The organism is Pseudooceanicola profundus (assembly GCF_054919315.1).
The window spans coordinates 3,552,177-3,570,062 of record NZ_CM142898.1 but is presented as its reverse complement, the minus strand read 5'-3'; the positions used below and the strand labels follow the sequence as shown (position 1 = coordinate 3,570,062).

17 protein-coding genes are annotated in these 17,886 nt (G+C 68.9%); 9 read left to right on the top strand and 8 right to left on the bottom strand.

The features are described 5' to 3' along the window. Nucleotides 1–42 precede the first annotated feature (42 nt). Genes ACX9MO_RS16380 through ACX9MO_RS16365 form a run of 4 tightly spaced genes read right to left on the bottom strand, consistent with a single transcriptional unit; the run spans nt 43 to nt 4,047 of the window. Nucleotides 43–1,626: a tripartite tricarboxylate transporter permease gene (locus tag ACX9MO_RS16380; protein ID WP_462212613.1), complete on the bottom strand. Its 1,584-nt coding sequence runs from the start codon at nt 1,624–1,626 to the stop codon at nt 43–45. Between the two features lie 10 nt (nt 1,627–1,636). Further along, nucleotides 1,637–2,260 (bottom strand): tripartite tricarboxylate transporter TctB family protein, encoded by a 624-nt coding sequence (locus ACX9MO_RS16375; RefSeq protein ID WP_222489671.1) that lies wholly within the window; start codon nt 2,258–2,260, stop codon nt 1,637–1,639. Next, the gene (locus tag ACX9MO_RS16370; RefSeq protein ID WP_462212612.1) at nt 2,257–3,195 is read right to left on the bottom strand and encodes a tripartite tricarboxylate transporter substrate binding protein; all 939 of its coding nucleotides are present in this window, start codon (nt 3,193–3,195) and stop codon (nt 2,257–2,259) included. Before ACX9MO_RS16370 ends, ACX9MO_RS16375 begins: the two co-directional genes overlap by 4 nt. A 54-nt stretch (nt 3,196–3,249) precedes the next feature. Further along, nucleotides 3,250–4,047 carry a GntR family transcriptional regulator gene (locus tag ACX9MO_RS16365; protein WP_462212611.1) on the bottom strand — a complete coding sequence of 266 codons (798 nt, stop codon included), beginning with the start codon at nt 4,045–4,047 and terminating at the stop codon, nt 3,250–3,252. 96 nt (nt 4,048–4,143) lie between these two features. On the opposite strand from ACX9MO_RS16365, the gene ACX9MO_RS16360 reads away from it, so the two are divergent. Further along, nucleotides 4,144–5,847 carry a gamma-glutamyltransferase family protein gene (locus ACX9MO_RS16360; RefSeq protein ID WP_462212610.1) on the top strand — a complete coding sequence of 568 codons (1,704 nt, stop codon included), beginning with the start codon at nt 4,144–4,146 and terminating at the stop codon, nt 5,845–5,847. Continuing rightward, a complete protein-coding gene (locus tag ACX9MO_RS16355) occupies nt 5,844–6,308 on the top strand; it encodes a GAF domain-containing protein (RefSeq protein WP_462212609.1) in 465 nt (154 codons plus the stop codon). The genes ACX9MO_RS16360 and ACX9MO_RS16355 overlap by 4 nt, the downstream gene beginning before the upstream one ends. 158 nt (nt 6,309–6,466) lie before the next feature. Here the strand turns inward: ACX9MO_RS16355 and ACX9MO_RS16350 are convergent, their stop codons facing one another. Next, entirely contained in the window at nt 6,467–7,660 is a 1,194-nt protein-coding gene (locus ACX9MO_RS16350; RefSeq protein ID WP_462212608.1) for a deoxyguanosinetriphosphate triphosphohydrolase, read from the bottom strand. A gap of 178 nt (nt 7,661–7,838) precedes the next feature. Here ACX9MO_RS16350 and ACX9MO_RS16345 point away from each other — a divergent pair, with 178 nt between their 5' ends. Continuing rightward, a complete protein-coding gene (locus ACX9MO_RS16345) occupies nt 7,839–8,162 on the top strand; it encodes a HesB/IscA family protein (RefSeq protein WP_222489666.1) in 324 nt (107 codons plus the stop codon). A 73-nt stretch (nt 8,163–8,235) separates the two neighbouring features. Here ACX9MO_RS16345 and ACX9MO_RS16340 read toward each other — a convergent pair whose 3' ends face one another. After that, a complete protein-coding gene (locus ACX9MO_RS16340) occupies nt 8,236–8,829 on the bottom strand; it encodes an NAD(P)H-binding protein (RefSeq protein WP_462212607.1) in 594 nt (197 codons plus the stop codon). 266 nt (nt 8,830–9,095) lie between these two features. Between ACX9MO_RS16340 and ACX9MO_RS16335 the strand changes: the two genes are divergently transcribed. The 6 genes from ACX9MO_RS16335 to ACX9MO_RS16310 are packed head-to-tail and all read left to right on the top strand — an operon-like array spanning nt 9,096 to nt 15,513. Next, the gene (locus ACX9MO_RS16335; RefSeq protein WP_462212606.1) at nt 9,096–10,166 is read left to right on the top strand and encodes an ABC transporter ATP-binding protein; all 1,071 of its coding nucleotides are present in this window, start codon (nt 9,096–9,098) and stop codon (nt 10,164–10,166) included. A gap of 42 nt (nt 10,167–10,208) precedes the next feature. Then, nucleotides 10,209–11,177, top strand: a complete 969-nt coding sequence (locus tag ACX9MO_RS16330; protein ID WP_462212605.1) for an ABC transporter substrate-binding protein — start codon at nt 10,209–10,211, stop codon at nt 11,175–11,177. A gap of 4 nt (nt 11,178–11,181) precedes the next feature. After that, a complete protein-coding gene (locus ACX9MO_RS16325; protein ID WP_462212604.1) occupies nt 11,182–12,918 on the top strand; it encodes an ABC transporter permease in 1,737 nt (578 codons plus the stop codon). Further along, on the top strand, nt 12,906–13,928 hold the full coding sequence (locus ACX9MO_RS16320) for an MBL fold metallo-hydrolase (RefSeq protein WP_462212603.1): 1,023 nt from the start codon (nt 12,906–12,908) through the stop codon (nt 13,926–13,928). Before ACX9MO_RS16325 ends, ACX9MO_RS16320 begins: the two co-directional genes overlap by 13 nt. 2 nt (nt 13,929–13,930) lie before the next feature. Further along, nucleotides 13,931–14,518: a dual specificity protein phosphatase family protein gene (locus tag ACX9MO_RS16315; protein WP_462212602.1), complete on the top strand. Its 588-nt coding sequence runs from the start codon at nt 13,931–13,933 to the stop codon at nt 14,516–14,518. Continuing rightward, nucleotides 14,515–15,513, top strand: coding sequence for a LacI family DNA-binding transcriptional regulator (locus tag ACX9MO_RS16310; RefSeq protein WP_462212601.1), 999 nt, complete (start codon nt 14,515–14,517; stop codon nt 15,511–15,513). Before ACX9MO_RS16315 ends, ACX9MO_RS16310 begins: the two co-directional genes overlap by 4 nt. 14 nt (nt 15,514–15,527) lie before the next feature. On the opposite strand, the gene ACX9MO_RS16305 is transcribed toward ACX9MO_RS16310, so the two are convergent. Both ACX9MO_RS16305 and ACX9MO_RS16300 read right to left on the bottom strand, forming a co-directional pair. Continuing rightward, the gene (locus ACX9MO_RS16305) at nt 15,528–16,280 is read right to left on the bottom strand and encodes an IclR family transcriptional regulator (protein WP_224820044.1); all 753 of its coding nucleotides are present in this window, start codon (nt 16,278–16,280) and stop codon (nt 15,528–15,530) included. A 516-nt stretch (nt 16,281–16,796) separates the two neighbouring features. Further along, entirely contained in the window at nt 16,797–17,882 is a 1,086-nt protein-coding gene (locus tag ACX9MO_RS16300; protein WP_222489658.1) for an extracellular solute-binding protein, read from the bottom strand. Nucleotides 17,883–17,886 lie beyond the last annotated feature (4 nt).

The window sequence follows — 17,886 nt, the reverse complement described above, 5'->3', positions numbered from 1 at the left end:
TTCAAGGCGGTGCGGATGCGGGGCCCCGCGCCGCCCGCGGGCTCAGGCGCGCCGGGCCTGCCGGACCATGCGCACCAGCAGGAAGACCGAGAGCGCCAGCATCACCAGGGCGATCGGCGATTTCAGCAGGAAGAGCGCATCCCCGCCCGAGGCGGTATAGGCCCCGCGCACCAGCCCCTCCAGCGTCGGTGCCAGCAGGAAGCCGATGACGAAAGGCAGGATCGAGATCTCGAGCCGCCGCAGGCCGTAGCCGATCACCGCGAAGCCACAGGCGCTCAGCAGCCCGAGGTAGCCACCGTCCTGCACATAGGCCGCGGTCAGCGACACGGTCAGGATCACCGGCAGCATCACGTCCTTCGGGATGCGCACGAGGTAGCCCAGAAGCCCCATCAGGACGCCGCCCACGGTCCAGTTCACGGCATTGGCCATCACCATCATGGTGAAGAGCCCGAAGGCCATCACGAGGTCCTTGTTCAGGATCGTGTCGAAGCCCTCGATCTCGCGGATCGGGGTGAAGCGGAAGACCTGCGGGCCGAAGGCGAAATCGCCGATGGTCTCGACCGCGAGGATGATGAAGACGGCGGCGAAGTTGCCGGGAATGCCAAGGCTCATCACCGGGATCAGGTTGGCCCCCGACACGGCGGAGTTGGCGGATTCCGTCGCCACGACGCCCTGCGGATTGCCCTTGCCGAAGGTCTCGGGCTCTTTCGAGCGGCGCTTGGCAGTGTCGTAGCTCAGCGTCGCGGCAGTGGTCGTGCCGATGCCGGGCAGCGCGCCGATCAGCGTGCCGATGGTCGCGCCGCGCAGGATGCCGGGCAGCATGCGCCCGCGCTCGCCCCATGTCAGCCTGGGGCCCATCTCGGGCGCCTCGGGCAGGGTGGTCTGCCGGCGGCGTTCGTTGCGCATGTCCTCGATCGAGATCAGCACCTCGGACAGGACCAGCACACCCAGCACGCAGGAGGTCAGCGGCAGGCCGCCGCCAAGCTCGGGGATGCCGAAGGTCAGCCGCGGGCCGTTGCCCGACAGGGTCGAGCCGACGAGCGAGACGAACATGCCCAGAAGCCCGCCGATCAGCCCCTTCAGCGGCGCCCCGCCCACCACGGCGGCCATGAAGCACAGCGACAGGATGATCAGCGCGGATTTCTCCGGCAGGCCCAGCACCCGCTCCACCGTCACGGCGATGATCGGGGCCGCCACGAAGAGCACGATGTCCGAGTAGTTGTCGCCCATCACGGAGGAGAAATGCGCGGTCTGGATCGCCTTGCGCCCCAGCCCCTTGCGGGCCATCGGGTTGCCGTCGAGCGTGGTCAGGAAGGCATCTGGTGTCCCGGGCGTGTTGAAGAGGATCGCGGGCACGGCGCCGCCCACGGTGGCGCCCTTCATGATCCCCACAAGGCAGCCCAGCACGGGATAGAGCGCCTCGTTCGAATAGCCGAAGACCGAGACCAGCACCGGCAGGGCGATGGCCATGGCAAAGGGCCCCGAGAGGCCCGGCGTGGCACCGACGAGGATGCCCACCAGCACGCCCACCACCACCATGGCCAGCGGCATGAGCCAGAGCCCGCCCTCTGCCCCGGTGAAGACAGAGGTCACGCCGAGGCCGATATATTGCAGCACGAGGTCCATGAAATGTCCTTCAGAGGTCGGCGTTGGGCGGCAGCTGCACGTTGTCGAGCAGGCCGTCGAAGATCAGGATCAGGAAGGCGGTGGTCAGCGCCGCGACAAGCACGTCGCGCGGGCGCAGGCTGTGCCGCGTGGTATGGATGAAGCCCGAGGTCAGCAGCGTGCCGCCGACGAAAAAGCCGCTGGCACGGAAGGGGAAGGTGCCGGAGACGGCGCGGTAGCCGCTGACCTCGGTCAGGCCCAGCGTGTTGGTCAACCAGACCAGCGCCGGACCGGTCCAGTTCATCACCAGAAGGGAGATGGTGACGAAGAGGATCGCGCGCAGCAGGAACAGGAGGTTCGCGCCGCTGATGTCCCCCACTGCCTCGCCGCCGCGGGCGGTCCCGCCGCGCAGCTGGCTGAAGACGAGGAGCAGCGCCAGCGGGACCATGAGCCCCACCAGCAGGATCGGGAAGAAGGCATCGCCCGGCACCAGACGCCCCGTAAGGTTGGTCTGGAGAAAGCCGCTGCCGATGTCCCGCGGAAACCAGATCAGCAGGCAGACGGCCGCGAAGACCAGCGTGCCAAGCCCGAGCCAGAGGTTCCAGCGGCCGCCCCGCTGAGGGGCGGCATCGGTTTCCACGGGACGCTCGCTCATTCCGCGAGGGCCTTCATCATGGCGACGTTGGCGTCATAGGTGGTCAGGATCTGCTCGCGCAGCTCTGCGCCCTGAGTGACGATCGGCGCGGGCGGATACTGCTTCTCGATGAACTGGCGGGTTTCGCTTTCCGGATCGGCGAGGATCTCGGCCACGACACCGGCGATCTCGTCGCGGATCTCGTCGGACATGCCGGCGGGCGCGGTGATGATGTACTGGTAGCCGAGGTTCAGCTCTACGCCGAGGTCCTTCAGCGTGGGCTGCTCGGGCGCCAGGGCCACCGGACCGTTCTCGGCGGAGGCGAGGATCACCAGTTCACCGGCTTCGACCAGCGGCTTCTGGACGCCACCGCCCCAGCCGACGTTCGCATCCATGGAGACGAGCGCGTTCAGCGCGCCGCGGCCCCCCTTGGTGCGCAGGTGGTTGACCTCGATGCCAAGCGCACGGGCCACGATCTCGGCGCCGGCTTCCACCTGGGTGCCCCAGTTGGCCCAGACGATCTGTTCCCCGGCCGCCGCGGCTGCCGCCATGTCCTCGATCGAGGTCCAGCCGCTTTCGGCACGCGCCAGCACGGCCATCTGCGACCCTGCGGTGGTGGTGATGTAGGTGAAATCCTCGGGCGTGAGGTTGTCCGAGTTCATCGGCGCGAAGTCGTAGGTCGTGGTGATCGCGAAGCCCAGCGTCTGGCCATCGGGCTCTTCGCCCTTCAGCTGCGCCGACATCACGGTGCCGTCTTCACCGGCCTTGTTCTCGGGGATCACCTGCCAGCCGCGCTTGGCCTCGATCTCCTTGGCGAGCGTCCGGCCCTGCACGTCGGTGCCGCCGCCGGCGCCATAGCCGATCCACAGGCGGATCGGCCCATCGGGGTTCCACTCCGCGAAGGCGGGGGCGGCCAGCATCATCAGCGATGCGGTCATCATGAGGGTGCGTTTCATGTCGTTCTCCTGTTGGTCATTCGGTTGTTGGTGGTGACGGGAGCGAGGCGCGGATCAGAACCCGGCCTTCGCTTCGATGAGTTCCATGGGCCTGTGGCCCCGGGGCAGTTCGAACCGCTGGACGAGCTGCAACTTGCCCGCGCGGTCTTCCTCGTAGGCATCCCAAACCATGCCCACGTGGGGCGCGGCGAGGTCGAGGCTGGCGCAGGCCTGCCGCGACAGCAGGTCGGCGCAGACCGAGTGGCGCACGCTGTGGGTCCGGACGCGGAAGTCCTCCCAGAGCAGCCGGTGATAGGAGATGCCGTGCAGCGCCTCCAGCGACTGGCCCGGCAGGTGCCCGCCGTGCTCCGGCCGCAGGAAGAGCGAGGAAAACGCCGGCGGCTCGCCGGTGACCCAGACCATCCGGTCGATGCGGATCGCCTCCTCGCAGCCAAAGCCCGTCAGCAGCGGGCCGAACTCGGCGGTGGCGACACGGTGCACGCCCACCATGCGGGTGAAGGGCATCAGGATCTCGCCGCTCACCGGATCACGGAACCGGTAGACGTGGACCTCGGGCACCTGGTGGCGCTGATCGGCGATGAAGCTGCCCGCCTTGCGGCGGCGCACGATGAGCCCCTCCTCGACCAGCTGCGACAGCGCCTTCTGCACGGTGGAGAGCCCCAGCGGCAGCGCCGCGCAGATCTCGGTCTCGCCCGGCAGGTGATCGCCCGGCGCATAGGCGCCGCTTTCGATGCAGTCGCCGAAGGCCCCGGCCAGGCGGGCATATTTCGTCGTCCCGGGGGCCGCGCTGTCCTGCGCTTCCCAGGCCTGCACCAGCGGCTCCAGCGAGAGTTTGGTCATCGGTTCGCTCATGAAAACTATGGTAGAAAGAATAGTTTTGATCTTGTCAACTACGTAGTTAATCAATATCCACTGTATATACACAGAAAGTTATACAGGGACAGGCACATGAGCGAGACTTGGGCGGTTGCTTCCGGTCATCCCCGCGCCACGCAGGCGGCGGAGCGAATCCTCAAGGCGGGCGGCAACGCGGTCGACGCGGGCGTCGCCGCCGGGCTGACGCTGGGGGTGGTGCAGCCCGATCTGGTGTCGGTCGCGGGCGTGGCGCCCATCGTGATGTACCTTGCCGGTGAAGACCGGGTGACCAGCTATGACGGCGTGGGGCCCTGGCCCGCCGCGGCGGATGTCGAGGCGATGCACGCCGCCCATGGCGATCACGTCCCCGAGGGCCTGCTGCGCACCGTGATCCCCGCCGCCCCGGCAAGCTGGATCAAGGCCCTGCGCAGCCACGGCACCCGCAGCTTCGCCGAGATCGCGCAGGATGCGCTGGAGGCCGCCCGCGACGGGTTCGAGGTCTACCCGCTCTTCGCCGATTTCGTCGCCACACGGGTCGAGAAATACCGCCGCTTCCCCTCCACCGCCGCGATCTTCCTGCCCGATGGCCAGCCGCCCAAGGTGGGTGAGACCTTCGTTCAGGCCGACCTCGCGCGCACGCTTCAGTGCATGATCGACGCCGAGGCCGCCGCACTGGCCGCAGGCGGGGATCGCCTTGCCGGCCTCGATGCCGCCCGCGCCGCCTTCTACGAGGGCCCGATCGCCGAGAAGATCGTGGCCTTCCACACCCGGAACGGCGGGCTGATGACGGCAGAGGATCTCGCCACCTACGAGGTCCGCGAGGAGCCCACCCACAAGGTCGCCTTCCGCGGGGCCGAAGTGCATTGCTGCGGCGCATGGTGTCAGGGCATCTCCATGGCCGAGACACTCTCGATGATCGAGGCGGCGGGCCCCGGGGCCACCGTGAAGGACGGCGCGCCGGACCTGCACTTCCTGCTGGAGGTGCTGAAACGGGTCTTCGCCGACCGCGAGGCCTATGTCACCGATCCGCGCTACATGCAGGTGGAGGAGCGCGCCCTGCTCGCCCCCGATTTCCTGCGCGACCGCCTCGCGACGATCACCGGCACCTCCGATCCCCTGCCCGCCCCCGGGGACGCGGCCCCTGCCCCCGGAGCGGCCCCCGCCCCCGTCACCGACAGTGGCGAGACGCCGGTCTTCCGCGCGGGCTGCGCCGATACCTCCCATGTCAGCGTGATCGACGCGGCGGGCAACATCTTCTCCGCCACACCCTCCGATCCCAGTTATGACACCGTGGTGATCCCCGGCACCGGGCTCTCCGTCTCCTCCCGCGGGTCGCAGAGCCGCGCAATCCCCGGCCACCTGAACGCGCTCGCCCCCGGCAAGCGGCCCCGGCTGACGCCGAACCCGATCCTCGCCCTGAAGGACGGCAAGCCCTGGATAGCCATGGGCACACCCGGCGGTGACGTGCAGGTGCAGGCGATGACGCAGGTGCTGGTGCAGATGCTCGACCTCGGCCTGCCGCTGGAAGACGCGATCAACGCGCCCCGCGTGGCGACCTACGCCTATCCGGGCAGCTTCGCGCCCCATGACGTGCACCCCAACAAGGTGCTCTACGAGGCCGACCTGCCCGAGGCGCAACAGGCCGACCTTGCCGCCCGGGGCCACGACCTCGAGCCATGGCCCGCGCTGACGTGGAAGGCCGGCGGCCTCTGCGTCGCGCTGCGCGAGGCCGGAACCACCATCGCCATCGCCGATCCGCGCCGCGCGGGCACGGCCACCACAGGAGAGACCGCATGACCGCCTTCACCGAGACGCTCGCCCGGATCATGGACCCCGCCGTCGCGCAGGACGAGGCGCTTGCGCTCTGCAATGCGGCAATCCCCAACGGGCTCTTCACCGCGATGCGGTTCCATGAAGATGCGATGGAGGTGGAACGGCTCTTCTCCTCGATGCCCGATGTCTACCCGGTCTCGGGCCGCAAGCCCAAGCGCGACACCGAGTGGGGCACCAAGGTGCTGGTGCAGCGCCGGCCCAACCTCGGCTCCGGCCCCGATGACATCGCCTGGGCCTTCTCGGACCACGAGACGATCCTCGGGCTCGGCCTGACGGAGGTGCTGAACGTGCCGGTGATCCGCGCCGACCAGGTGATCGGGACGATCAACTTCCTGCGCGGCGGGGCGCCCTTCACGGAAGCCGAGGCTGCCACGGGGCAGATCCTCGCCGCCGCCCTCGCGCTGCGCGGCACCTACGGCGCCTGAGACTGGCCCCGGAAGTCGGCCGTGGGAGGGGGCTGTCTGCCCCCCGGCCCTGCGGGCCTCCCCCCGAGGATATTTGGGAACAGTGGATGTGAAAGACCCCGGAGAGGCGATCTCCGGGGTCTTCATCTTTCTACAAATACTCAATCCGAGCTTGCCGTTCAGCCCTGGCGCACGCGGCCCGGGCCCGAGCCGCGCAGCACGTCCAGCCCCGGCCCGTCCAGCAGGCGGGCGTGTTCCTGGATCGCGAAACGGTCGGTCATGCCGGCGATGTAGTCGCTGACGATCCGGGCCAGCGCGGTCTGGTCGCCCGCGATCTCCTCCACGTCCTTGCGCCACTGCTTCGGCAGCAGTTCCGGCTGGGCCATGAAGAGCGGGAAGAGGTCGCGCACCATCTGGGTGACGATACGCCGGGTCTCGACCACGTCGGGGGCGCGGTACATGCGGTGGAAGAGGAACTCCCGCACCACCTTCAGGTCCTTCCAGATCCCCGGTGAGAACTGCACCATCATGCGGCCCGCCTCGCGGATGTCCTCGACCCGCTGGGGCTTCAGCTCCTTCAGGTTGGCCTGCGAGACCGAGATCACGTCCTCCACCAGTACGCCGAAGAAGCGGCGCAGCGCCTCGTGGCGGCGGCGGTAGTAGTTGAGGCCGGGATACTTCTTGTCGACCTCGGCGAAGCAGGTGTCGAGGATCGGCATCTCGGCAAGTTCGTCGGTCGAGAAGAGCTCCGCCCGCAGGCCATCGTGAAGGTCGTGGTTGTTGTAGGCCACGTCGTCGGAGAGCGCGGCCACCTGTGCCTCGGCACTGGCGTGGGTGTGCAGTTCCAGATCGTGGCGGGCGTTGTACTCGGCAAGCGCCCAGGGGATCTCGCCCCCCACCGGGCCATTGTGCTTGGCGATGCCTTCGAGGGTTTCCCAGGTCAGGTTCAGCCCGTCCCACTCGGCATAGTGGCGTTCCAGCTTGGTCACGATGCGGATCGCCTGCGCGTTGTGGTCAAAGCCGCCGTAGGGCGCCATCAGCTCTTCCAGCGCGTCCTCGCCGGTGTGGCCGAAGGGCGGATGGCCGAGATCATGGGCCAGCGCCACCGCCTCGGTCAGCTCCTGGTTCAGGCCCAGCGTGCCGGCGATGGTCCGCGCCACCTGTCCGACCTCGATGGAATGGGTCAGACGCGTGCGGTAGTAATCGCCCTCGTGCTCCACGAAGACCTGCGTCTTGTGCTTGAGCCGGCGGAAGGCCGAGGCATGGATGATCCGGTCCCGGTCGCGCTGGAAGGGCGAGCGGAAATGGCTCTCTTCCTCCGGGAAGAGCCGCCCACGGGTCAGGGCCGGGTCGGAGGCATAGGAGGCACGCATGTCAAAGTCCCACGTTCAGTCTGTCCGGCGTTCTTGTCGCCCTTGAGTGCACCCCTTATATTGCGGGGACGTAACATGCAAAAAGAGTTGGCAAAAAGCGCCGGCCGGAAGCACCACGCGCCCTGCCTGCCCTCCACGCCCCGCTCGACCCGACCCCGTCCTGTCAGGAGACCAGACCATGAACCTGCCGCCGCAAGTGACCGATCGCGCCTTCGACCGCCTCGCCGAGATCGGCGCGGACACCCAGGGTCAGGCCCTGCGCGTCGCCGTCGAAGGCGGCGGCTGCTCGGGCTTCCAGTACGAGATCACGCTGGATGCCCCCGCCGAGGATGACCTCGTGCTGGAGGGCAAGGGCCAGAAGGTCGTGGTGGACAGTATCTCGCTGCCCTTCCTCGCTGGGGCCACGATCGATTTCACCGACGAGTTGATCGGGGCGCGCTTCGTCATCGAGAACCCGAATGCCACCTCCAGCTGCGGCTGCGGGACCTCCTTCGCGATGTGAGCAATCCGAGACATGCCCTGCCCACGCGGCGGGGATCGACGGGCGCCTGCGGGCGCCCGTTTGCGTGTGTCCCTCAGAGCGCGTGCACGCCGAAGCTCTCGCCCCGGCCAAAGCCGGGTTCCGTCGCCAGCCGCAGCACGAGGTTCGCGACCGAACGGTTGGAGACCTTCCCGGTGGGATTGGCAAATGGCTCGCCCCGGCGGGTGGTGGCATAGGCGATCTCGGCCCGGTCGGTCAGCCGCCCCGGGCGCACCAGGGTGTAGTCGAGACCCGAGCCCTCGATGATCCGCGCCGCCTCCCGGTGCGGGTCGAGGCTGGCACAGGGCCGCGCAGAGGGCAGCATGTCGGGCACCTCGTCGTGAATCCCCATGCGGGTGACGAAGATCAGCCGGGTCGGCCCGCTGTCCCACATGGCCTCCACGATGGCCTGAGCCGCCTGCGGAATGTCCTGCGACAGGTTGGCAAAGACCACGTCCTGTCCCTGCATGGCCGCGCGCAAAGCGGCCCCGTCGGACGCCGCCCCCTCGATCACCGGGTGCGGGCTGTCCGCAAGGGTACCCGCATCGCACACGTAAAGCGTGGGGGCACAGTCGAATCGCGCCTCGAAGGCGCGGGTGGCCTGACGGGCAATACCCCCGTCGGCCCCGATCACGAGTATTCTCTTCATGGCGGCCTGTTGCCCCTGTCTTTCTGCTCCGGGTCTCCCTTCCAGATAGGAACGGGCGAAAACTAGCCTAGAGGCCGGTTTCCGATTGCCATCATGTGTCGATTTCATGAATGCGCCCCTGCCCGCGGACTCCAAGTGTGATCCGGACATGATCCGGGCCGATCTTCACCAAACCGTCACAGGGCCGTCACCGACCTGTTGCCTGCGCCGGGCACATCTGCCGCACCGACTGCACAGCTGTGCAGTGACAGCAGACAGGACCCGACGTGAGCAACATCCGCATCGACGCCATCTCGAAATCCTTCGGCCCGACGCAGGTGCTGAAGGACGTCTCCCTTGCCATCGAGGCGGGCGAATTCGTCGCCGTGCTGGGGCCCTCGGGCTGTGGCAAGACCACGCTTCTGCGCTGCCTCGCCGGGTTCGAGCGGCTCGACGGGGGCGCCATCGCCATCGGCGGCGAGGCGGTCTCCACGCCCCGCGCCCATGTCCCGCCCGAAAGCCGCGGCATTGGCGTGGTCTTCCAGAACTATGCCCTCTGGCCGCATATGAGCGTCGCTCAGAACGTGGCCTACGGGCTCAAGATCGCCGGCATCCCCCGGGCCGAGCGCACGAAACGGGTGTCCCGCGTGCTGGACCTCGTCGCGCTTGGCCCGCTGGCGAACCGACGCCCCGCCGACCTCTCTGGCGGGCAGCGGCAGCGGGTGGCGCTGGCGCGCTGCCTCGCCATGGAAAGCCGCGTCGTCCTGCTGGACGAGCCACTGGCCAACCTCGACGTGCACCTGCGCGGCGCGCTGGAGGAGGAGTTTGCCGCCTTCCACGCCCGTTCGGGTGCGACCATGTTCTACATCACCCACGACCAGGCCGAGGCGCTCGCCCTTGCCGACCGGGTGGCGGTGATGAACGCGGGCCGCATCCTGCAGTTCGACCGGCCACAGGCGCTCTTCAGCCAGCCTGCATCCGAGACCGTCGCGGGCTTCATCGGCGAGGGCCGCGTGCTGGAGGCGGAGGATATCCGCCTCCTCGGCAATGGCCGCGCCGCCGCCTCGCTCATGGGCCAGCCGGTCGAGCTGCGCTGCGCACCGGGCGAACGCGCCCGGGGGCGGGCCAAGATCTCCTTCCACCCCGGTGACCTGCACCTGACCGAGACGCAGGGCATCGCAGCCAATGTCACCCGCGCGACCTATCGCGGCGCCTACCTGCGCGCCGAGGTCATGGCGGGCCCCGGGGGCCATGTGCCCCTCTCCGTGAACATCGCCGCCCCCGCCTCGCTGACGCGCGGCCAGCGGATCACCCTCGCCCTGCGCGACGGCTGGGTCATTCCCGACGCAGCCGCCTGACGACCCTCCTCCCCTCCTTTGACCCGAACCAAGGACAGAGACATGAAACTCGCCTCCCTCACCCTCGCGGCCACGCTGCTTTCCTCGGCGGCCTATGCCGAAACCACGCTCACGCTCTACACCAGCCAGGCGCCGGAACAGGCGCAGGAAACCGTGGACGCCTTCGAAGCGGCGCATCCCGACATCACCGTGGAATGGACCCGCAACGGCACCTCGGCCCTGATGAACGTCATGCGCGCCGAGATCGAGGCCGGCCAGGTGCAGGCCGACGTGCTGCTGGTGGCCGATGTGATCAACCTCGGCGAACTGAAGGCCGGCGGGCACCTGATGGCCTACCCGGAGGCGCCCGTCGCGGACTACGATGCCGCCACCTATGACCCGGACATGACCTTCTTCGGCACCAAGGCGCTGACCACGGGCATCGCCTTCAACACCAACACCGCCGAGCCGGTCGAGAGCTGGATGGACCTGCTCAAGGAAGAGAACCGCGGCCAGATCGCCGTGCCCTCGCCGCTCTATTCCGGCGCCGCGCTGAACCACCTGCACGCGCTGATCAACGCAGACGGCATCGGCTGGGACTTCTACGAAGGCCTCGCCGATCTGGACATCGTCCCCGAGGGCGGCAATGGCCCGGCGACCAAGGCCGTCGCCTCGGGCATGGCGAAATACGCCATCATCGTCGACGCCAACGCCCTGCGCGCCAAGGCCGACGGCTCGCCGGTGGACTACATCACCCCCAAGGACGGCGTCTCCTTCATCACCGAACCGGCCGCGATCATGTCGACCACCGATGAGCCCGAGGCCGCCAAGCTCTTCATCGACTTCCTGCTGAGCCGCGAAGGCCAGGAACTGGTTGCCAAGCAGGGCAACCTGCCGATCCTGCCCGGCGTCGCCGGCCCCGAGGGCTATCCCGCGATCGAGGACCTGACCCTGCTGGGCTACGACGCCGACGAGGCGGTGAAGACCAACGAAGAGGTCCGCGCCAAGTTCGCCGATATCTTCGGGTTCTGAGCCTGTGAGCCTGACCGAAACCCTGTCGAAGCGCCCCCTGCGGGCGCTTCGGCTGCCGCGATGGCTGACGGGCGAAGCCGCCCTGATGCTGGCGCTCGTGCTCTTCGTGGGCGTCCTCTCCATCGCGCCGCTGGCCCGCCTCGCCTGGGCCGCGCTTCTTCCGCAGGGCCAGTTCGATGCCAGCCGGATCGCCGACATCCTCGGCGGGCGCCGCGTCGTGGGGGCCACGCTCAACACGATCTGGATTTCCGTCGCCGCCACCTGCCTTGCCACCGTCGCGGGCACGCTGGCCGCGCTGCTGACCACGCTGACCGACATGCGCGCCCGCACGCTCTGGGTCTTCGGCTTCGTGCTGCCCCTTATGATCCCGCCGCAGGTCACCGCGCTGGCCTGGGTGCAGGCCTTCTCGCCCTCGAGCCCCGTTCTGGGTGCGCTCGGGCTGTCGCTGCCGCCGGGCACGCGCCATCCGCTCTATTCCATGGGCGGCATCATCTTCCTGCTGGGGCTCTACAATGCGCCGTTGGTGTTCCTGTCCGTCCGGGCCAGCCTGCAACGGCTGCCCGCCGCGCTGATCGAGGCCGCCCATTCCAACGGCGCGGGCCGGGGCGCGGTGATCCGCGACATCATCCTGCCGCTGATCCGGGGCGGCGTCTTTGCGGGTGCCGCGCTCGCCTTCGTCTCCTCGATCGGGAACTTCGGCATCCAGGCCATGCTGGGCATTCCCGCGCGGGTCGAGACGCTGATCACCATGATCTATCGCCGGCTGAACTCCTACGGGCCCTCCGCGCTCAACGACATGGCGCTGCTGGCGCTGCTGCTGGCGGTGCTGACCGTCATCGGCATGACCCTGACCGCGTGGTTGGGCCGCAAGGGCGACCAGCGGGTCGACAGCGCGCACCGCGCCCCCCGGATGAGCCTCGGCCGCTGGCAATGGCCCGTGGGCCTCGCCGCATGGGGCTACCTGCTGGTCTGCCTCGCCCTGCCGCTGAGCGCGCTTTTCGCCGCCGCCCTCGTGCGCGGCTATGGCCAGCCGCTGAGCGCCGAGACGATCACCTTCGAGAACTTCGCCAACGCGCTCTTCCACCACAAGGGCATCCGCGAGGCCTTCGTGACCTCTTTCTGGATCACCTGCACCACCGTTGCCGTGCTGATCCCGGTGGCGGTCGCCCTCGGCTACGTGCTGACGTGGCGGCGCGGCTGGGTGGCCAAGCTGCTGCGGCTGGCCTCGGAACTGGCCTATGCGCTGCCGGGCATCATCATCGGCGTGGCCATGATCCTCTTCTTCCTGCGCCCGCTCCCCTTCATCGGCACCGGGCTCTATGGCACGGTCTGGGTGATCCTCGCGGCCTATTTCTCGAACTTCCTCGCCCTCGCCCTGCGGCCGGTCCTCGGCGGCTATGCCCAGATCGACCGGGCGCTGGACGAGGCCGCGCAACTGGCAGGCGCCGGCATCTTCACCCGGCTGCGCACGATCATCCTGCCCTCGGTCGCCCCTGCGGCCACGGCGGCGGGCATCCTCGTCTTCATGACCGCGATCAACGAGATCCAGACCTCGGTCCTGCTCGTCTCCTCGCGGGCCCAGACCATCGGGCCGATGATCATCTTCCTTGAAGAGGCCGGGTCCTCCACGCTGGCCGCGGCGGTGGGCTGCCTGATGGTGCTGCTGGTGCTGGCGCTGATGGGGTTGAGCCTCGCTTTCGGCCGCCGCCTGCCCGAGGGGGTGCTGCCATGGCGCGACTGACCGCCCTCAGCGGGATCGGGCGCAAGAGCGCCGCGATCTTCCTGCTGGAAATCGACGACCGCCGCCTGCTGCTGGACCTCGGCGCGGGGCTGGAGGTGGGCGAAGTGCCCGACCTCTCCGGCGCGGGCCGGGTGGATGCGGTGCTGCTGAGCCATGCCCATATCGACCACGCAGGGGCCCTGAACCGGCTCGACGAGATCGGATCGCCCCCTGTGCTGGCAAGCGCGGAATGCCTGCGCCAGCTGAACGGCACCCGCCCCGCGAGTGCGCAGGCCCTACCCGAAACGGGCCTGGCCGAGGTGGCAGGGCTGACGGTGGAAACCGGCCGCGCGGGCCATGCGCCCGGTGGCATCTGGATGCGCTTCGAGACCGAGGCGGGGGGCTTCCTCTATACCGGCGATTTCAGCACCGAGGGCGCGCTGCTCTCCTGCGATCCCTTCCCGCGTGCCGCCAGCGTGCTGGCCGATGCCTCCTACGGCGACCGGGACGAGGCGCTCGCCGACCAGATCGAGCGGCTGGCGCGCGCGGCGCGTGGCGGGGCCGTGCTGCCCTGCCCCGCCGACGGGCGCGGGCCGGACATGGTGGCGGGGCTCTCCGAGGCCGGGCTGACCGTCCACGCCTGCCCGGTGATCGCCGCCGAATGCGCCCGGCTGGGGTTTGCCCTGCCCAAGGCCGTGACCGAGGACACCGCCCGCCCCGGCATGGTGATCGTCGCCGATGGCCCCAACGCGGAACACGGGCTGCCCGCCGCGCTGCGGTGGCGCACCGGCTTCCGCTTCATCTTCTCCTCCCACGTGCCGCGCAGCAGCCCGGCCCATGGCATGATCGCCAGCGGTGCGGCAGAATGGATGGGCTGGAACGTCCACCCCCGCCTCGATGACCTCGTCTCGCTGGCGCAGTCCACCGGTGCGCGGCAGGTGCTGCCCGCCTTCCTCGACCTCGACGCGGCGCCACGCCTTGTGGCCGCCCTCGGGGACAGACTGAACCGCGCGACCTGCGCAGAGGTATGAGAATGACCGAGACCACCCGCCACTTCCTCCCCGATGCCACGCCCGAGGCCGAGGCGCTGGAGGATGCCCGCCCGCTGCTGTTCCCGGTCAGCGCGGCGGAACCGGGGCTGACGCAGCTCTGGCTTGGCAACCTGACGGCGGCGGAGGATGCGCAGGCGCTGGAGGCGGCGGGCATCACCGCGACGCTGAACCTCGCCATCAACATCTTCCCCGGGCCGGTGCAGCTGCCCTCTGGGGTCCATGTGCGGCGCTACCAGATCGGGATGCTCGACGGGCCCGGCAACGATCCAGCCATGCTGGCCGCCGCCGTGCAGCTGGTGGACGGGCTGGCGCGCGTCTACGTGCCCGGCAAGCCGCATTACCCGCCGCACGCCAAGGGCGGCCTGCTGGTCCATTGCCGGGGCGGGCGCTCACGCTCGGTCACCGTGCTGGCGCTCTGGCTGCACATGCGGCGGCGCGAGGCCTTCCCGACGCTGGACGCGGCGCTGCACCACCTGCGGCAGGTCCGCGGACAGGATGAGAGCTATCCCCTGCCGCCGATGATCGCCCTTGCCCGCGCGGCGCTGGACCGCGGCCTGATCCCGGCATGACAAAGCCGCGCTTCGTCTCGGCCGCGGACGTGGCGCGTCTGGCGGGCGTGTCCCGCTCTGCCGTCAGCCGGGCCTACACCCCCGGCGCCGCCGTCTCGGAGGCCGCGCGCAAGCGGATCCATGCGGCGGCGGAGGAACTGGGCTACCGGGTCAACCGGCTGGCGCGGACCCTGCATCAGGACCGCTCCGACCTTGTCGGCCTCGTGGGCGGCAATTTCTCCAACCCCTATATCGCGGCGCAGCTTGACGCGCTCTCCTGCGCCTTGCAGGGGCGCGGGCTGCAATGCCTGCTGATGAACACCGCCACCGCCGGGGCGGATGTCTCCGAACATCTGGCCCGGCTGCTGGATTACCGGGTGCGCAACGTGGTGCTGCTCTCCGGGGCCGCGCCCGATGACCTGATCCGGCTCTGCGCCCAGAACGGGGCACGGATGGTGCTGATCAATCGCCCGCCCCCGCCCGAGGGCACGCAGGCCGACCTGATCCTCGCCGACAGCGCCCGGGGCGGACGGCTGGCGGCGGAGCGGCTGATCGCGGCGGGCTGCCGCCGGGTGGCGGTGGTGGTCTCGGGCTCGCGCACCACGGCCAAGAAGGCCCGGGCCGAGGCCTTCTGCGCGGTCATGGCCGCGCGGGGCGTCGCGGTGACCACATGGGCCGACGGGGCCAATGCCTATGCCACCGGGGTCGAGGCGGCGCGCAGCCTGCTGGCGCGGCCGGGGCTCGACGGGATTTTCGGCGTGACGGATGAAATCGCGCTCGGCGTGCTGAACACGGCGCGGCATGAACTGGGGCTGTCGGTGCCCGGCGACCTCTCGGTCATCGGCTTCGACGATGCGCCGATCTCGGAGTGGTCCTCCCACGGGCTGACCACGATCCGCCAGTCGCTCGACGCGCTCACCGCCGCCACGCTGGAGGCCATCGACCGCCCGGCCGAGGCCCCGCCCACGCGCTTTGCCGTGCCGGTGGAGCTGGTGGAGCGGACGACGGTGGCCTGAGGGCGACGGTGGCTCTACTCGCCCGTGTAGCCGAGCGCGCGCGAGATCGTCTGCGCTGCGGTCACCACATGGGGCGCGAAGGCATCGAGTTCCGCCTGCTGCACCCGCGTATCGGGCCCCGAGACACCGATGGCCCCCGCGAGGTCCCCCAGCGGCCCGCGGATCGGACAGGCGCAGGCGGCGATCCCGGTGCGCCACTGGCCATGGAGCACCTGCGCATAGCCCGTGCGGCGCACCTCCTCGATGTCGCGGTAGAGCGCATCCATCGTGGTGACGGTGTATTCCGTGAAAGGCTGGAGCCGGTTTCGGTAGCGTTCGAGATAGGCATCCGGCTGGGTCGAGAGCATCGCCTTGCCAGTGGCCATCGTATAGGCGGGCGCCCGCTGGCCGACGCTGGTATAGGCGCGGATGTGGTGCGAGCTTTCGATCTTGTCGAGATAGACCACATCCTCGTTTTCCAGCACGGACAGGTGCACCGTCTCCCCGGTGAGCGCAGCGAGCCGTTCCATCGCGGGGCGCGCGACCTTGGTCAGGTCAAGCCGTCCGACGACCTTGCTGCCCAGTTCCCAGAGTTTCGTGGTCAGCTCGTAACCGCTGCTGGCCGGGTCCTGCCGGATGTAGCCATGGGCGGACAGCGTGGTGAGCAGCCGGTGGACGTTGCTCTTGGTCAGTTCCAGCTGCTTGGCGAGATCGGTCACGCCGCGGGCGCCGTCACTGGCCGCCATGGCCTCGATCAGCCGCAATCCCTTCACGAATGCCTTGTCCATTCCGTCCCCGAACCTGTTTCACTCAGCAATACGATGTTCCCGGGGCCGAGCAAACCCGGGAATGATGGTGTGGGGGTGGTTGGGTTCTCGGTCCCCGATCCCACTGCCCCAAACTGGCCCGACTGGACCCCACTACTCCCCCACTGCTCTCCCACTGGCCCCCACAAAGGGCAGCGCCGCCCCAGGGGGGCGGGTCGGCGCTGCCCGGCCTGAGGCCGGGCGGGACCTATCGAGGGAACAGTGGCTAAGTGCCCGATTGCGACGCTAAGCCCCAAGCCCAGAGGGAACCTTAGTAATGTGCCAGCTTGCGGGGCTAAGCCCCGAGGGAAACGCCTATTGCATGACAAGGGAAGCCCGGGCGCGAAAAGCCCTTTACCCCTCAGCCCTTCGCCCTGTCGCACCCCAAGCCAAACCTCATAGCAAGCCGACATCCGCAAAACCGCGCAACACCCCACCCCAAAGCAGTGGCCGCGGAAGGGAGCCTCCCGCGGCCACGTCATTCCGGCGACTGGGGGCTTACTTCGCCAGAAGCTCGTTCAGCTTCTCCTGACCCCATTCCTCGTTGGTCATCTTGCCGTCGGCGGTCATCGCGCCCCAGAACTCGGGGCTCCACTCGATCGCCTTCGACACGTTGTCGGGGTTGTTGGCCCAGTAGATGCTGATCTCGGGGTCGGCCTTCTCGAAGACCAGCGGCGAGGGCAGCGCGACCGGGTAGGTCGAGGTCAGCTCGGCCGCCAGGTCGGGGTCCAGCCGCCAGGACAGCAGCTTGAGCGCGTTGTCATAGTTCGGCGCGCCCTTGGGGATCGAGAAGAAGTCGTAGTAGACGAAGCCCTGGTTCCACTCCACCTCGATCGGGGCGCCTTCCAGCGCCAGAAGCGAGGTCGAGCCGGTGTAGGCCATGCACATGTCGGCCTCGCCATCCAGCAGCAGCTGGGGCGACTGCGCCGAGGTGGTCCACCACTTCGTCACGTAGGGCTTGATCTCCTCCAGCTTCTTCAGCGCGCGCTCCATGTCGAGCGGGTAGAGATCCTCCTTCGCCACCCCGTCGGCCATCAGCGCGGCCTCCATGTTGAAGCGCGGCCAGGCCGGCAGGCAACGCTTGCCCGGGAACTTCTCCTGGTCCCAGAAATCGGCCCAGGTGGTGGGCTTCTCGTCGCTGTAGACATCGGTGTTGTAGACGAGGCCCACACCGATCACCTGCAGCGCGACGCCCTTGGGCCGCTTCAGGTTGTCGGGCATGGTGGCCAGGGTTTCCTTGGCGGTGTCCGACAGCTTGTCATAGTCGATGTCCGCAAGGCAGCAATCCCCAAGCAGCTTGGTCTCCTGGTCGAAGATGAAGGTCAGGTCCCACTCGGCCTTGCCGGCCTCGACCTGCGCCTTGATCCGCGGGCCGGAGCGCGCTTCCTGAACGGTGATCACGTCGATCCCGGTCTCCTTCTCGAAGTTGTCGTACATGACGGAGCGCAGCGCGTCGCCGTAGCTGCCGCCCGGGTCCTGCATGATCACCTCGCCCTCGGCGAGCGCGCCCTGCGCCCCGCCCATCAGCATCGCGGCCATGGCAAACGCCAGCAGCCGGCGGGTCCTCCTCGTGAGTTTCAGCATCGTG

Bases quoted from the DNA above. Each gene is read 5' to 3' on its own strand.
- ACX9MO_RS16330 (WP_462212605.1), top strand. From the start codon at position 10,209: ATGAAACTCGCCTCCCTCACCCTCGCGGCCACGCTGCTTTCCTCGGCG.
- ACX9MO_RS16360 (WP_462212610.1), top strand. From the start codon at position 4,144: ATGAGCGAGACTTGGGCGGTTGCTTCCGGTCATCCCCGCGCCACGCAG.
- ACX9MO_RS16315 (WP_462212602.1), top strand. From the start codon at position 13,931: ATGACCGAGACCACCCGCCACTTCCTCCCCGATGCCACGCCCGAGGCC.
- ACX9MO_RS16345 (WP_222489666.1), top strand. From the start codon at position 7,839: ATGAACCTGCCGCCGCAAGTGACCGATCGCGCCTTCGACCGCCTCGCC.
- ACX9MO_RS16350 (WP_462212608.1), bottom strand. From the start codon at position 7,660: ATGCGTGCCTCCTATGCCTCCGACCCGGCCCTGACCCGTGGGCGGCTC.
- ACX9MO_RS16305 (WP_224820044.1), bottom strand. From the start codon at position 16,280: ATGGACAAGGCATTCGTGAAGGGATTGCGGCTGATCGAGGCCATGGCG.
- ACX9MO_RS16375 (WP_222489671.1), bottom strand. From the start codon at position 2,260: ATGAGCGAGCGTCCCGTGGAAACCGATGCCGCCCCTCAGCGGGGCGGC.
- ACX9MO_RS16340 (WP_462212607.1), bottom strand. From the start codon at position 8,829: ATGAAGAGAATACTCGTGATCGGGGCCGACGGGGGTATTGCCCGTCAG.
- ACX9MO_RS16355 (WP_462212609.1), top strand. From the start codon at position 5,844: ATGACCGCCTTCACCGAGACGCTCGCCCGGATCATGGACCCCGCCGTC.
- ACX9MO_RS16310 (WP_462212601.1), top strand. From the start codon at position 14,515: ATGACAAAGCCGCGCTTCGTCTCGGCCGCGGACGTGGCGCGTCTGGCG.
- ACX9MO_RS16300 (WP_222489658.1), bottom strand. From the start codon at position 17,882: ATGCTGAAACTCACGAGGAGGACCCGCCGGCTGCTGGCGTTTGCCATG.
- ACX9MO_RS16380 (WP_462212613.1), bottom strand. From the start codon at position 1,626: ATGGACCTCGTGCTGCAATATATCGGCCTCGGCGTGACCTCTGTCTTC.
- ACX9MO_RS16365 (WP_462212611.1), bottom strand. From the start codon at position 4,047: ATGAGCGAACCGATGACCAAACTCTCGCTGGAGCCGCTGGTGCAGGCC.
- ACX9MO_RS16320 (WP_462212603.1), top strand. From the start codon at position 12,906: ATGGCGCGACTGACCGCCCTCAGCGGGATCGGGCGCAAGAGCGCCGCG.
- ACX9MO_RS16370 (WP_462212612.1), bottom strand. From the start codon at position 3,195: ATGAAACGCACCCTCATGATGACCGCATCGCTGATGATGCTGGCCGCC.